The organism is Variovorax sp. LjRoot290 (assembly GCF_964253985.1).
Classification (GTDB): domain Bacteria; phylum Pseudomonadota; class Gammaproteobacteria; order Burkholderiales; family Burkholderiaceae_C; genus Variovorax.
Genome location: NZ_CAXURW020000001.1, coordinates 1,840,998 through 1,853,972, shown reverse-complemented (window position 1 = coordinate 1,853,972; position 12,975 = coordinate 1,840,998). Strand labels below are relative to the sequence as shown.

The 12,975-nt window shown below is 68.9% G+C and carries 12 protein-coding genes; 4 read left to right on the top strand and 8 right to left on the bottom strand.

Translation table 11 applies throughout. The features are described from left to right. Window positions 1-5 precede the first annotated feature (5 nt). The 3 genes from ACSQ9A_RS09460 to ACSQ9A_RS09450 all read right to left on the bottom strand — a co-directional run bounded on the left by ACSQ9A_RS09460 (window position 6) and on the right by ACSQ9A_RS09450 (window position 1,348). A complete protein-coding gene (locus ACSQ9A_RS09460) occupies window positions 6-461 on the bottom strand; it encodes a MerR family transcriptional regulator (protein ID WP_093102308.1) in 456 nt (151 codons plus the stop codon). Next, window positions 451-864 carry a nuclear transport factor 2 family protein gene (locus ACSQ9A_RS09455; protein WP_436303469.1) on the bottom strand — a complete coding sequence of 138 codons (414 nt, stop codon included), beginning with the start codon at window positions 862-864 and terminating at the stop codon, window positions 451-453. The genes ACSQ9A_RS09460 and ACSQ9A_RS09455 overlap by 11 nt, the downstream gene beginning before the upstream one ends. A gap of 103 nt (window positions 865-967) precedes the next feature. Continuing rightward, window positions 968-1,348, bottom strand: coding sequence for a response regulator (locus ACSQ9A_RS09450; protein WP_093102305.1), 381 nt, complete (start codon window positions 1,346-1,348; stop codon window positions 968-970). Between the two features lie 128 nt (window positions 1,349-1,476). Between ACSQ9A_RS09450 and ACSQ9A_RS09445 the strand changes: the two genes are divergently transcribed. Then, window positions 1,477-2,508, top strand: coding sequence for an ornithine cyclodeaminase (locus ACSQ9A_RS09445; RefSeq protein WP_093102304.1), 1,032 nt, complete (start codon window positions 1,477-1,479; stop codon window positions 2,506-2,508). Here the strand turns inward: ACSQ9A_RS09445 and gshA are convergent. Then, window positions 2,486-4,066, bottom strand: coding sequence for a glutamate--cysteine ligase (gene gshA, locus ACSQ9A_RS09440; protein WP_436303468.1), 1,581 nt, complete (start codon window positions 4,064-4,066; stop codon window positions 2,486-2,488). The genes ACSQ9A_RS09445 and gshA overlap by 23 nt on opposite strands. A gap of 144 nt (window positions 4,067-4,210) precedes the next feature. On the opposite strand from gshA, the gene ACSQ9A_RS09435 reads away from it, so the two are divergent. Next, window positions 4,211-5,431 carry a DUF2252 domain-containing protein gene (locus ACSQ9A_RS09435; RefSeq protein WP_436303467.1) on the top strand — a complete coding sequence of 407 codons (1,221 nt, stop codon included), beginning with the start codon at window positions 4,211-4,213 and terminating at the stop codon, window positions 5,429-5,431. Window positions 5,432-5,434: 3 nt separating this feature from the next. Here the strand turns inward: ACSQ9A_RS09435 and ACSQ9A_RS09430 are convergent, their stop codons facing one another. Then, window positions 5,435-6,097, bottom strand: a complete 663-nt coding sequence (locus tag ACSQ9A_RS09430) for an alpha/beta hydrolase (RefSeq protein ID WP_093102299.1) — start codon at window positions 6,095-6,097, stop codon at window positions 5,435-5,437. A gap of 111 nt (window positions 6,098-6,208) precedes the next feature. Between ACSQ9A_RS09430 and ACSQ9A_RS09425 the strand changes: the two genes are divergently transcribed. Beyond that, window positions 6,209-7,549, top strand: coding sequence for an MFS transporter (locus ACSQ9A_RS09425; RefSeq protein ID WP_244503702.1), 1,341 nt, complete (start codon window positions 6,209-6,211; stop codon window positions 7,547-7,549). Continuing rightward, window positions 7,515-8,633: a M14 family metallopeptidase gene (locus tag ACSQ9A_RS09420; RefSeq protein ID WP_436303466.1), complete on the top strand. Its 1,119-nt coding sequence runs from the start codon at window positions 7,515-7,517 to the stop codon at window positions 8,631-8,633. The genes ACSQ9A_RS09425 and ACSQ9A_RS09420 overlap by 35 nt, the downstream gene beginning before the upstream one ends. On the opposite strand, the gene ACSQ9A_RS09415 is transcribed toward ACSQ9A_RS09420, so the two are convergent. The 3 genes from ACSQ9A_RS09415 to ACSQ9A_RS09405 form a co-directional block, all read right to left on the bottom strand. Then, on the bottom strand, window positions 8,630-9,427 hold the full coding sequence (locus ACSQ9A_RS09415; RefSeq protein WP_436303465.1) for an enoyl-CoA hydratase/isomerase family protein: 798 nt from the start codon (window positions 9,425-9,427) through the stop codon (window positions 8,630-8,632). The genes ACSQ9A_RS09420 and ACSQ9A_RS09415 overlap by 4 nt on opposite strands. Window positions 9,428-9,442: 15 nt before the next feature. Then, window positions 9,443-9,862, bottom strand: a complete 420-nt coding sequence (locus ACSQ9A_RS09410) for a hypothetical protein (RefSeq protein WP_093102295.1) — start codon at window positions 9,860-9,862, stop codon at window positions 9,443-9,445. Window positions 9,863-9,943: 81 nt separating this feature from the next. Further along, on the bottom strand, window positions 9,944-12,892 hold the full coding sequence (locus tag ACSQ9A_RS09405) for an autotransporter outer membrane beta-barrel domain-containing protein (RefSeq protein WP_436303464.1): 2,949 nt from the start codon (window positions 12,890-12,892) through the stop codon (window positions 9,944-9,946). Window positions 12,893-12,975 lie beyond the last annotated feature (83 nt).

The window sequence follows — 12,975 nt, the reverse complement described above, 5'->3', positions numbered from 1 at the left end:
CAGCTTCATCGCTTCCTGATCGCGGGCGCGGGCAGCGCCTTCTTGCGCACGGCGCGCGGCGTGTCGGCCGGGATCAGCGGCGGCCGCTGGCCGGTCTGCATCCAGGCATCGTAGAAGTCGATCTTCTTGTCGACCAGCGTCAGCGCGCGCCGCCATTCGGCGATGGTGGCGTTCACGCGCTCGCGGTGGCCGGCCAGCATGTCGCGGCGCTGGCGCAGCGTACGGCTGCCCTGCATCACCAGCGCGGTGTACTCGCGCATCTCGGCGATCGACATGCCGGTCGCGCGCAGCCGCTCCATCAGGTCGAGCCAACTCACGTGCAGCTCGCCGTAGACGCGCCGCCCGCCTTCGTCGCGCGCCACGCCGGGCACCAGGCCCTGCGCCTCGTACCAGCGGATGGCATGCACGCTGCGGCCGGTGCGCGTGGCCAGCTCGCCGATGCGAAAGGCGCTACCCGGCACGCGCCGGCGCCTCCAGCGCTTCGTCGACGAGCGCAGTGTCGAGGTACTCCGTGAGCTCGATCACCTTGCCGCCGGCCAGCCGGTAGATGAAGCAGTACTGGTTGTCGTAGCGCTTGCCGAGCTTGGTGGCGACCTCGCCGTTGCACTGCACGACCACGAAGTCGTCTTCGGCGATGAAGCGCTCGGCCGTGTTGAGGTAGCGGCCTTCGAATTGCGCGTACAGGGGCTTGAGCAGTTCGTTCTGCACGACCTGCTTGCCCTTGTAGGTGCGTGACCAGGACGTGCGCCCCTTCATGATCCAGCTGAAGTCCTCGGCGAGGCTGTCGACGAAAGGCTTGCCGTTGCCCTTGGCGAGCTCGGCGTGGATGCCCTGGATGAATCCCTTGTTCTCGATGGCGTTCATGGCGTATTTCCCGTGTTCACCGGACGACCCGGCGAAACCATTGGAAATGCTCCAGCGCACTCTAGGTCAAGAGCGATTTTTCCGCCAGGGCGGAAGCCGGGCCTCAGTCGTTGCGGCGACTCAGCTTCTCGCAGTAGTCGAGCAGCAGTTCGATTTCTGCCGACTTGTCGAAGAAGGCGTCGGCGCCCAGCGCCTTGGTGCGCGCCCGCATGTCGGGCGTCGCGTAGTTGCTCAGGACCACCACCTTCTGATGCCTGGCCCTCTCGCGGCAGGCACTGACGACACCAAGGCCGTTGCCCTGGTCCAGGAACAGGTCGACGATGGCCACGTCCCAGCTGTCGCGATGATTGCGCAGCCAGTCCACCGCCTCGGCCTCCCCGCTCGCATGGGCGACGACGGTGGCATCGGCAATGTCTTCGAGGAATCCGACGAGGTTCTCGCGAATCACGGCGTTGTCTTCGACCAGATAGGTCTTCGTTGTCATTGGGGGCACATGTGAATATGGATGCTTGATGTCATGATGAGCTGCGATTTCAGCGCCGCGGTGAGCCATCTCGGCCAATGCAGGTAGGCATAGACCTACCCGATTAGCACGGAAGTTCTTCAATAAGCATGGCAACAACACGCTTCGTAGATGTCCAGGCGCTTTCCGGCCTGGTTCAGGCACTCGGAACATCCCGCTTCCTGGAGGCGCTGGCCGACACCATCAGGGAAGATTTCCTGCGCTGGCCCGAGTTCGACAAGTCGGCCCGGCTGGCCAGCCATTCGGCGCTCGGCGTGATCGAGCTGATGCCGGTGTCGAACGGACAGCGCTACGCCTTCAAGTACGTCAACGGCCACCCCGGCAACACGGCCCATGGCCTGCCGACGGTGATGGCCTTCGGCGTGCTGGCCGAGGTGCAGACCGGCCTGCCTGTGCTGCTGTCGGAGCTCACGCTGACCACCGCGCTGCGCACCGCCGCCATGTCGGCCCTGGCCGCGCAGGCCGTGGCGCGGCCGGGATCGCGCCGCATGGCCCTCATCGGCAACGGCGCCCAGAGCGAGTTCCAGGCCCTGGCCTTCCACGCGCTGCTGGGCATCGACGAACTGCGGATCTACGACATCGACGCCCAGGCGATGGACAAGCTGGAGCGCAACCTGGCGGCCTGGCCGGCCCTGCGCGTGCGGCGTGCCGCGAGCGTCGCCGAAGCGGTGCGCGGCGCCGACATCGTCAGCACGCTGACGGCGCGCAAGGCGCGCGCCACCATCGTCACGCCCGAGATGCTCGAACCCGGCATGCACCTCAACGCGATCGGCGGCGACTGCCCGGGCAAGACCGAGCTGCATGCGGAAGTGCTGCGCGCCGCGCGCGTGTTCGTCGAGTACGAGCCGCAGACCCGGATCGAGGGCGAGATCCAGCAGATGGCGGCCGATTTTCCGGTGGTCGAGCTGTGGCGCGTGCTGGCCGGCGCCGAGGCCGGCCGGCAGAGCGAGGACCAGGTGACGGTGTTCGACTCGGTGGGCTTCGCGCTGGAGGACTACTCCGCGCTGCGCCTGATCCACGCGCTCGCGCTGCAGCATGGCGCAGGACAGGACATCGCGCTCGTGCCGTCCGCGGGCGACCCCAAGAACCTGTTCCGCCTCACCAGGCCGCGGGCTGGCTGACGGCGAGCGGCGGCATTTCCGCCCAGTGGTTCTTGAAGCCCAGGCGCGCCGGCGAGACGTACTGCTCGCGGTAGATCTCGAAGGGCATGCTGTCGTTCGCCTCGATCTCCTTCTGGGCATCGATCGAACTCTGCGTCATGCGTTCGAAGTTCGCGCGTTCTTCGGCGGAAAAGGGCAAGGCCAGCAGCTCGGTGCGCGTGCGTTCGGACTGCGCCCGCACGAAGCTGATGAAGGAGTTGTCGTGCGCGCGCGCCATCGCCTCGAGCACGCGCGCAGAAGGCAGGGTGGCCGGGTCGGCCAGGCCTTTCTCTGCCGCGCGCACCGCTTCGGCATGCCGGGTGCCACCGTGCGCGGCGTCGAGCGCGGCGGCGATCGGGCCGAACTGCTCCAGCAGCTCGGCGCCCCATTCGGTGAGCGCAACGTCGCGCCCGCCGCGCTGCAGCTTGAGGCCGGGCTCGCGGCCGCGTGCAGCCGTGAGGTGCTGGTTGTGGGCCAACTCGGCAATCTCCTCGCGCGTGTCGGGCGGGCTGTCGGCCAGCAGGCAATGCAGCAGGAACACGTCGAGAAAGCGCATGGTGGGCGCGGCGATGCCGATCGGCTCGAAGGGATCGAGGTCCATCAGGCGGACTTCCACATACTCGACACCGCGCTCGCGCAGCGCATGCAGCGGCCGCTCGCCGGGGTAGATCACGCGCTTGGGACGGATGGTGCCGTAGAACTCGTTCTCGATCTGCAGCAGGCTGGTGGCGAGCTGGTTGTAGTCGCCGCCGGGATTGCGGATGCCGATCGCCTCGTAGGCCGGCCAGGGCCGCGTGAGCGCGTCCTGCAGCGAGGCGCCGTAGCCGTCGAGGCTGTTGTAGCTCACCGCCAGCGAGGCCTGTGCCTCGCTCTGGTAGCCCAGCCGCCCCATGCGCAGCGAGGTGCCGTGCGGCATGTGCATGCTGCCTTCGCCCAGCGGCTGTAGCTCGTGCGGCCGCCCGGCCACGAAGCTCGAGCACAGCGCCGGCGAGGCGCCGAACAGGTAGAGCAGCAAAAAGGCGTGGCGGCGGAAGTTGCGGATCAGTGCGAAGTACTGCTCGCTCGACACCTCGGGCAGCGACCAGTTGTAGTGGATGCCCGAGATGGTCTGCATGCGCCGGCCGTAGCGGTGGCCCAGGCCCATGCGGTAGACGCTCTTGGCGCGCCCCACGTTGGAGGCGCCGTAGCGCCCGATCGGAATGGTCTCGTCGGCCGGCAGGCCGCAGGGCATGCTCGAGACCCAGAGCCGTTCGTCGCCGGCTTCATGAAGCACGCGGTAGGTGTACTGGTGCACCTGCGTGAGCTCGGCCAGGCAGGCCTCCACGTCGGTGTGCACGCCGGTGATGAGCTCGAGCTGCGACTCGCTGAAATCGGTGGTGATGTGCGGGTGGGTGAGCGCCGAACCGAGCGCCGCCGGATGCGGCGTCAGCGCCAGCGTGCCGTCGGGCTGGGCACGCAGGCTCTCCTTCTCGATGCCTCTACGGACTCCCTTCAGTCGCGCGGGTGTGAGCGCTCCCAGGCGCTCGTGCAGTTTGCTCATGTCGTTATGACCCGTGAATCTTTGTGGGGCGGAAGGTAGCACGGCCGCGAACGGCTTGCTGGCCTCGGTATTTGAAGCGAAAACGCCGTTTCTGCTATACCCCGCGACGGTGCCGGCCATCCCTCCGGCGACTCAGGGGAAACCATGATCGACGTCGTGCGCAGCGTACAGGCATTCAATGCGGGCCGCGATCCCGAGCGCCTGCAGATGAAGTACGAGGCCATGCGCAAGAGCCCCTTCGTGTTCCTGCGCGGCAGCTGCCACCGCTTCTACGAACGCCTCGCGCCCGGCGCCCTACCCGCCTCGCCGCTCGGCTGGGTGTGCGGCGATCTGCACCTCGAGAACTTCGGCAGCTTCAAGGGAGACAACGGCCTGGTGTATTTCGACATCAACGACTTCGACGAGTCCGCCCTCGCCCCGACCGCCTGGGACCTGGTGCGCTTCCTGGCCAGCGTGCGCGTCGGCGCCGCCACCCTCTCGCTGCGTCGCCAGGAAGCGCAGCAGCTGTGCCGCGCTTTCCTCGACGCCTACGCCGAGACGCTGGCGCAGGGCGAGGTGCGCTGGGTCGAGCGGGACACGGCCGACGGGCTGGTGGGTGCGCTGCTGCGCGGCCTGCGCGAGCGCAAGCGCGTGCCCTTCCTCGACGAACGCACCAAGCTCAAACGCACAGGAGGCAAGCGCAGCCGGTTCCGGCGCAAGCTGCGCACCGACGGCAAGAAAGCGCTGCCCGCGAGCCGCGAGCAGCGCGAGCGCGTCACCGAAGCCATCCGCAGCTTCGCCGAGAAGCAGCCGAACCCGGACTACTACCGGGTGCTCGATGTGGCGCGACGCATCGCCGGCACCGGCAGCCTGGGCGTGGAGCGCTATGTGATCCTCGTCAACGGCAAGGGCTCGCCCGGCGGCAACGGCCTGCTCGACCTGAAGCAGGTCAACGCCTCTTCGCTGCTGCCGCACCTGAAGACAACCCAGCCGGCATGGAAGAACGAAGCCCAGCGCGCGGTGGCGCTGCAGCAGCGCGTGCAGGCGGTGTCGGCCGGCCTGCTGCAGCCGCTGCACATGGGCCGCGCGCCCTTCGTGCTGCGCCACCTGCAGCCTTCGGAAGACCGCGTGACACTGGATCGCTCGGCGCAGAAGCTGAAGACGCTGGAGCAGGTGCTGCGCACCATGGGCCGTATGGTCGCGTGGGGCCAGCTGCGCAGCGCTGGGCGGCAAGGCTCGGCCATCGCCGACGAACTCGTCGCCCATGGCCACAGCCGCAAGTGGCGCCAGCCGCTGCTCGATGCGTCGCGGGACTGCGCCGCCGATGTCGCCGCCGACTGGAAGGCCTACGGCGAAGCCTTCGACGACGGCGCATTCACGCGCTGATCTTCAGCCCAGCACGCGCAGCAGGAAGCGGTTGAGATCGGCGATCTCTTCCATGCACACCGAGTGCTCCATCGGGTACTCGTGCCACTCGACCGCATGGCCGAGCGCGGCCAGCGCATCGCGCGAGGCCCGGGCGCGTTCGATCTGCACCACGCCGTCGCGCGTGCCGTGGCCCAGGAAGACCGGCGTGTCGTGGTTGGCCGCATGGCGCTCGGCGGCCGTGGTCGCGGCCAGCGGCAGGTAGCCCGACAGGCCGACGATGCCGGCCAGCCGCTCGGCATGGCGCAGCCCGGTCAGGAGCGCCATCGCGCAGCCCTGCGAAAAGCCGGCGACCACGATCCGGCCGGCCGCGATGCCGCGGGCCTTCTCGTTCGCGATCAGCGCCTCGATCGCGGCCTGCGAGCGGCGCAGTCCGGCTTCGTCCTCGCGCTTCACGAGATCGGCTGCAGCGATGTCGTACCAGGCCGGCATACGGTAGCCGCCGTTGATGGTGACCGGAATCACCGGCGCATTGGGGAACACGAAGCGCACCGGCCCGACGGCCGACAGGTCGAGCTCGTTGGCGATCGGCACGAAGTCGTTGCCGTCGGCGCCGAGGCCGTGCATGAGGAGCACGGTGGCGGTGGGGTGGGGGCCGGTTTCGATTTCGATGGGGGCAAGGGACATGATGAAGGGTCTGGCTTGGGATTGGATGACGCGAGTGTGCCTTGCCTGCGGCGCTTGTCGCCATCGGCTGCTAGCATCCGGCGCGACGCGCCAACAAGAACAGGAATTCTCGTGACCTCTCCCATCACGCCGATCAGCCGGCGCAGGACCATCGTCGCCACCACCATCGGCAACGCCCTCGAGTTCTTCGATTTCACCGTCTACGGCTTCCTGGCCCTGGTGATCGGCAAGCTCTTCTTCCCGACCTTCGACAGCTACGGCCAGCTGCTGCTGACGGTGGCGAGCTTCGGCGTCGGCTTCATCATGCGGCCGCTGGGCGGCATCGTGATCGGCGCCTATGCCGATCGCGCCGGGCGCAAGAAGGCGATGACGCTGACCATCTTCCTGATGGCGCTGGGCTGCGCAATGATCGCGGTGGCGCCCACCTATGCGCAGATCGGCGTCGCGGCGCCCGTGCTCATCGTGCTGGCGCGGCTGATCCAGGGCTTCTCGGCCGGCGGCGAGGTGGGCGCGTCCACCACCCTGCTGGTCGAGCACGCCACGCCGGCCAACCGCGGCTACCTGGCGAGCTGGCAGTTCGCGAGCCAGGGCCTGGGCATCCTGCTCGGCGCCGCGGTGGTGGGCGGGCTCTCGTTCGCGCTCGGGCCGCAGGGCATGGAGAGCTGGGGCTGGCGCGTGCCCTTCGTCATCGGCATGCTGATCGCGCCGGTGGGCATGTACATCCGCCGCCATCTCGAGGAATCGCTCGACGTCAAGGCCGAGCCGGCGGCCGGTGCGGCGCCGCGCAGGAGCAGCCTCGCTGAAGTGTGCGGCGAGCACGGGAAGACCGTGCTGTCGGCCATCCTCGCCATCACCGGCGGCACCGCGGCCGCCTATGTCGTGACCTTCTACATGCCCACCTATGCGGTGCGCCAACTGGGCCTGCCGCCGACGGTGGCGCTGTTCGGCGCCGCGCTCACGGGGCTCCTGTCCTTCGGGCTCGCGCCGCTGGTGGGCCTCCTGTCCGATCGCGCCGGCCGCAAGCGACTGATCGTCTGGGGCCGCATCGCGATGATGGTGCTGATCTATCCGGGCTTTCTGTGGCTCAACCTCTCGCCCACGCCGGCCGTGCTGTTCACCGTGGTGGGCTTGCTGAGCATCGCGCTGGTGGTGCAGACCGTGCCCGCCATCACGATGCTGCCCGAGATGTTTCCCAAGCACGTGCGCGCGAGCGGCATGTCGCTGGTCTACAGCGTGGGCGTTTCGATATTCGGCGGCTTCTCGCCCTTCGTCAGCACTTGGCTGGTCAACGCCACCGGCAGCAAGCTGGCGCCGGCCTGGTATCTGCTGGGAATGACGCTGGTGTCGTTCCTCGGCCTGCTCTGGCTCAAGGACTTCACCGGCAAGGACATCGACGACGCCTCGGCCCACCGGCCGGATGCCGAGCCCTCTTCAAGGACTGCCCGTGCATAGCAGCCCTGCCGCTCGATACTTCTCCGGCACCTACGCCGAAGCCCGCCGCAAGTTCCTCGATGCCGCCGCGGCGCGCGGCGCGGCCCTCGAATCCTTCGTGCTCGAAACCCATCGCGGCGCCCTGGGCGAAACGCTGGCGACCGACACGGCCTACCTCGGCACGCCCGGCGCGGCCAGGCTCTTGATCGTCAGCTCCGGGACACACGGACCCGAGGGCTTCTGCGGCTCGGGCTGCCAGATCGCGACGCTGCACGACGACGACCTGCTCTCGCGCCTCGAGCAGGCGGGCATCGGCCTGCTGCTGGTGCACGCGGTCAATCCGCACGGCTTCTCGCACCTGCACCGCACCAATGAAGACAACATCGACCTGAACCGCAACCACATCGACTTCGATGCGCCGCTGCCGGTCAATGCGGCCTATGCGGAGGTCGAGCCCTTCGTGCTGCCGGCGACCTGGCCGCCCAGCGCCGACGACGAGGCGGCGATGGCCGCCTACATCGACAAGCACGGCATGCGCGCCTGGCGCGCCGCCGTCACGACCGGCCAGTACGTCGCGCCCGACGGCGTGTTCTATGGCGGCAAGGCGCCGTCATGGAGCAACCGCACCATGCGCGGCATCCTGCGCAAGTTCGGCGCCGCCGCGACGCACATCGGCTGGATCGACATCCACACCGGGCTCGGTCCCTACGGCCACGGCGAGAAGATCTACCCGGGCCGCCCGGACGGCCTCGCCCAGGCGCGCGCCTGGTGGGGCGCCGACGTGTTCGCGCCCTTCGACGGCCAGTCGGCCTCGGCCGACGTGTCGGGGCCGGTGGTTTCGGCCGTCTACGACGAATGCCCGCAGGCCAGCGTGGCGCCGATGGGCCTGGAGTTCGGCACCCTGCCCGACCTCGAAGTGCTGAATCGCCTGCGTGCCGACACCTGGCTGCGCAGTCACGCGCAAGCGCCGGCCGAACAGCAGCGCGCCATTCGCCAGCAGCTGCGCGACGCCTTCTATTGCGACAACGACGAGTGGAAGGGCATGGTGCTGGGCCAGGCGCGCACGGCCTTGCTGCAGACGGTGCAGGGTCTCAAGACGGCCTAGGAAAAGCGCGGCGCCCTGCGCTCGCGCAGGGAAGCGATGCCCTCGCGCACGTCGGGCCCCGCAAAGCCCATGAACTCGAGCGCCAGCGAGGCGTCGAAGCTCGGGCCGGCCAGGCGCAGCCAGTTGTTGAGCGCGTACTTGGTGAAGCGGATCGCGCTCTGGCTGCCGGCGGCCAGCTTGTCGGCGACCTCGTAGGCGCGCGGCAGCAGCTCGGCCTCTTCCACCGCGAGCGAGACCAGGCCGATGCGCTCGGCCTCCTCGCCGCTCACCGGTTCGCACAGCAGCAGGTAGTACTTGGCCTTCGCCATGCCGCACAAGAGGGGCCAGACGATCGCCGCATGGTCGCCGGCCGCGACGCCCAGCCGCGTGTGGCCGTCGACGATCTTCGCGCTCTTGCTCGCGATCGAGATGTCGGCCAGCAGGCCCGCCACCAGGCCGGCGCCCACGGCCGGCCCGTGCATCGCGCTGACGATCGGCTTGTCGCAGTTGACGAGGTTGTAGACCAGGTCGCGCGCTTCCTTCCAGACGCGCACGCGCGTGGCGTCGTCGGTGCTCATCTGCTCGACCATCGCCAGGTCGCCGCCGCCCGAGAAGCCCATGCCCTCGCCGCGCAGCACGGCGCAGCGCACCGTGTCGTCGGCCGACACGTCGCGCCAGATCTCGGCCAGCTCGCGGTGGCCGTCATGGCCCGCAGTGGGCAGCTTGCCGTTCTGCGCGCGCATCTGGATGTCGAGCACCGCGCCGCCTTCGCCGCGGCGCGTGATCGCGAGGGTCTGGTAGCGGGCGTAGTCCATGGCGCAGCCTTTTCTTCAGTTGCGCGCGGCCAGCTCGCGGCAGCGCTGCAGGTTGGTGTTGAAGTTCGTGGTGAGCGTCGGCTGGCAGGTGTCGGCCGAGAGCTTGAAGCGGCACAGGCCCACGACGAGGAAATCCGTCACCGCCTCGGTGCACATCGGATAGCGCGCCAGCGCCGGGTTGGCGCGCGTCTTGAAGCCCCAGCTGTCGGAGAAGTCGAGCATGCGGCCCATCGCATCCTCGAAGTAGTCGCGGTCCTTGTTGGCGATGGCCGCATCCATCGCGGGAAGCTCGGTGCCGAGGAAGCCCATGGCGGCCGCGGGGAAGCGGTCCGCATCCTGCTGCTGAGCGGCTGCGCCCGTCGCGGCGACGGTCAGCAGAAAAGGGGCGATGGTTCGTGCGGAAGCGGCGAGGAGGCGATGGCGGATGGATCCCATGGTCGGCGGTATGGCGAGTGGTCGCGGAAGCGATATTTGAACCCAAACACCGCCACGCGCCGCCGGCGCGCGAAAACCCGCCTACCAGCGCAGCTTGACACCCACCGAACCCTGCACCGAGGACTTCACCCGGGCCTCGCCGCCGATGGCGAAGACGCGCCCCACTTCGCCGTAGACGCTGGTGGCCGGCGTCACGGCCAGCGTGAAGCCGCCCGCCACTTCGCCCGAGCTGTAGCCGACGCCGCTGGCGATGCGCGTCGTGGCCGCCGGGCCGATGAACTCGGCGACATCCGTGCCGCCGCTCGCGCGGTACAGGTTCGCGCGCGCATAGGGCTGCAGCCGCCCGGCGCCGGTGGCGAGTTCGCCCTTGATGCGCACGCCCAGGCGGCCGATCCAGCCGCCGTCGGCGTCCTGCCGCACAGTCGCGCCGCCGATCAGCACATCGTCGAAGCGGGCGCGCTGATAGATCAGCTGCGCCTGCGGCTCGATGCGCCAGCTTTCGGAAAGGGCGAAGGACTGGCCGGCTTCGATCGAGGCCGTCAGGCTCTCGGCCCTGCCCGATGCGTTCGGGTTGCCGTCGGGGCGCACGGTGGTTCGGTGGCGGCCGGCCTGCAGCACGGCGTCGGCATAGAGGCCGCTTGCGTCCATCCAGGTGGCGTAGCCGCCCAGGTAGCGCGATTGCAAGTCGGTGCTGCCGACGCGCCCGAGGGTGCCCCGCGCATTGCCGCTCACATCGGCGCCGCCGTCCAAGAAGCCGACGTAGAGGCCGGCGCGCCAGTTGCCGGCGGCGAGCAGATCGGTGCCGGCCTGCAGGCCGCTCACGTGGCCGCGGCTGTGCGCGCGACCGACGCTGTCCTGGCCGATATCGAGGTCGCCGTAGACGGCACGGGCCCAGGCGCGGCGCGGCGCGTCGCCGGCCGCCGGGGCCGCCTCGTCGCCGATACGGCGGTGCAGGTTGCCCAGCATGCCGAGGTCGGCCTGGCGCAGTTGCGCCGGCAGTGCCGCGAAGAGCGGGACTTCGGCGCGGTAGGTCGGCACGGTCACCAGCGGCAGGGCCAGCTTGACGGTCGTGTCCGCGGTCGTGGTGGTGGGCGCGTCCGGATTGACAGGCGCCACCGGGGACGCAAGGGTCGTCTCGGAACGCAGGTACCAGTTCTCGCCGGCGCCCTGGACATCGGCCGCGTACAGGCGGTACTCGAAGGCGCCGGCATCGACGTGGCCATTGGCCAGCGCGAAGGCGTCGCGCGTGCGCTGAGCGGTGGTGGTGGCGCCGTTGCGCGCGCTCACCACCTCGATGCCGTTGCCGGTGGTCTGCGCGCCGAGACCGCCGAGGTTGGTGATGCGAACCGTGGTCTTGCCGCTCGCACTGGCGCCCGGGCCGCTCAGCACCAGGCGATCGCTCAGGCTGTTGCTGCCGCCGAGCACCGTGCCGAGCTTCAGCACGCCGCCGTTGCCGATGTAGGCGCCGGTCACGGTGAGCGTGCTGCCGGCGGCGGCGCTCAGCAGGTTGACGGTGCCCGAATTGCTCAGCGAGGCGATGCGCTGGTTGAAGCCTGCGGTATCGAGCGTCGCGCCGGAGGCCACGGTGTGCGCGGAAGCAGCGCTGAAGGTGTTGGCCGCGGCCGCCTTCAAGGTGCCCGCCGCGACCGTGGTCGCGCCGCTGTAGCTGCTGGCGCCCGAGAGCACCGTGGTGCCGCTGCCCACTTGGCGCAGCGCGCCGCTGCCGCTGATGGCGCCGGCGAGGTTCAGCGTGTTCGAGCGGTTCGCGATCAGCGTCGCGTTGTTGACGATGTCGCCCACCACGCTGCCGCTCGTGCCACCGTTGCCCAATTCCAGCGTGCCGGCGCTGATGGTGGTGGTGCCCGTGATCGCCTGGTCGAGTGTGAGCGTGAGCCTGCCGGCACCGGTCTTCTCGATGCCGCCCGTGCCGGACAGCAGCCCGGTGTAGCTCGCATCATCGGGCTGCGCGAAGCGCACCAGGCCGTTGTCGGTGATGGCCAGCGGCGCGAACTGCGCGCTGGTCTGCAGGATCCCGGCCGCATCCACCGTCATGCTGCCGGTGTAGCTGCTGGCGTTGGCGCCGAGGATCAGCGTGCCGCCGGCGACCCGCGTGCTGGTGATGCCCGAACCGGGCAGCGCGTTGTTGAAGGTCCAGGTGCCGCTGTCGTTCTTCACCAGCGTCTGGAAGTTCGACAGCGTCTGGGCGAAGGTGTCGGTGCCGCTGCCGTTCAGGGTCAGCAGGTTGCTGCCGCCGCCGCCGTTGATGCTGCCGGTGATCGACGAGCCGGTGTAGACGTTCAACGTGTCGTTCGCATTGGCAAAGTTCAGCGATCCGACGAGCCGCCCCTGATTGGTGAAAGCGATCGCCATCGTGCCGGCGACGCCCATGATGTTGCCCGCGCCGCCCTGGTATTCGATGACGCCGGTTTCGCCATTGATCACCGTGTTCGCGCCGTTCGACGATTCGAACCAGATGGCGGCGCCGCCGGCCTGCGAACGGATTTCGCCGTGGTTGACGATCAGGTTGCCGCTGCCGTGCGCGTTGACGGCTTCCGCGTTGTAGGCGGTGCCGTTGGACAGCAGCTTGGCGCCCTGCTCGATCGTGAGCGTGTTGCCCGAACGGAACTCGATGGTGTTGGCGCCGGTGCCGTAGTGGCCGTTGGCGCTGCCCGCCGCGTGGTTCTGCACCGTGGCATTGCGCTGGATCATGATCGTGCCGTTGTCGCCCATGCTGATGGCGGGCAGGTCGACGGTACTGATCACCGCGTTCTGCTGCACGTCCACCGAGCCGCCGGGCGTGGCGTCGTAGCCGCCGATGACGACGAAGGTCTGCGGGGTGCCGGCGGTGCAGGTGATGGTGTTGCTGCCGCTGCTGGCGCAATCGGCGGCGGCAGTGCCGGCCAGGCCCAACAGAACCATGGCCAAGGCGGGCGCCTTCGTGCTCGACTTGCCAACGCCGCGCGCCAGTTCGGAGGCCACGGCCCAGATCCCTTGCGAGGGGCTCCAGACCACCCGGAAAACGCGGTTCATGCGCTTCTTTCTTATGAAAATGAATACTTAAGAATGTAGTTCTTAGGTTTACATGTCCTAAGGAAATAATTCACGGAATCAGC

Excerpts from the sequence above, each read along its gene's own strand:
- ACSQ9A_RS09455 (WP_436303469.1), bottom strand. The coding sequence starts at position 864 with ATGAACGCCATCGAGAACAAGGGATTCATCCAGGGCATCCACGCCGAG.
- ACSQ9A_RS09450 (WP_093102305.1), bottom strand. The coding sequence starts at position 1,348 with ATGACAACGAAGACCTATCTGGTCGAAGACAACGCCGTGATTCGCGAG.
- ACSQ9A_RS09445 (WP_093102304.1), top strand. The coding sequence starts at position 1,477 with ATGGCAACAACACGCTTCGTAGATGTCCAGGCGCTTTCCGGCCTGGTT.
- gshA (WP_436303468.1), bottom strand. The coding sequence starts at position 4,066 with ATGAGCAAACTGCACGAGCGCCTGGGAGCGCTCACACCCGCGCGACTG.
- ACSQ9A_RS09435 (WP_436303467.1), top strand. The coding sequence starts at position 4,211 with ATGATCGACGTCGTGCGCAGCGTACAGGCATTCAATGCGGGCCGCGAT.
- ACSQ9A_RS09430 (WP_093102299.1), bottom strand. The coding sequence starts at position 6,097 with ATGTCCCTTGCCCCCATCGAAATCGAAACCGGCCCCCACCCCACCGCC.
- ACSQ9A_RS09420 (WP_436303466.1), top strand. The coding sequence starts at position 7,515 with ATGCCGAGCCCTCTTCAAGGACTGCCCGTGCATAGCAGCCCTGCCGCT.
- ACSQ9A_RS09415 (WP_436303465.1), bottom strand. The coding sequence starts at position 9,427 with ATGGACTACGCCCGCTACCAGACCCTCGCGATCACGCGCCGCGGCGAA.
- ACSQ9A_RS09410 (WP_093102295.1), bottom strand. The coding sequence starts at position 9,862 with ATGGGATCCATCCGCCATCGCCTCCTCGCCGCTTCCGCACGAACCATC.
- ACSQ9A_RS09405 (WP_436303464.1), bottom strand. The coding sequence starts at position 12,892 with ATGAACCGCGTTTTCCGGGTGGTCTGGAGCCCCTCGCAAGGGATCTGG.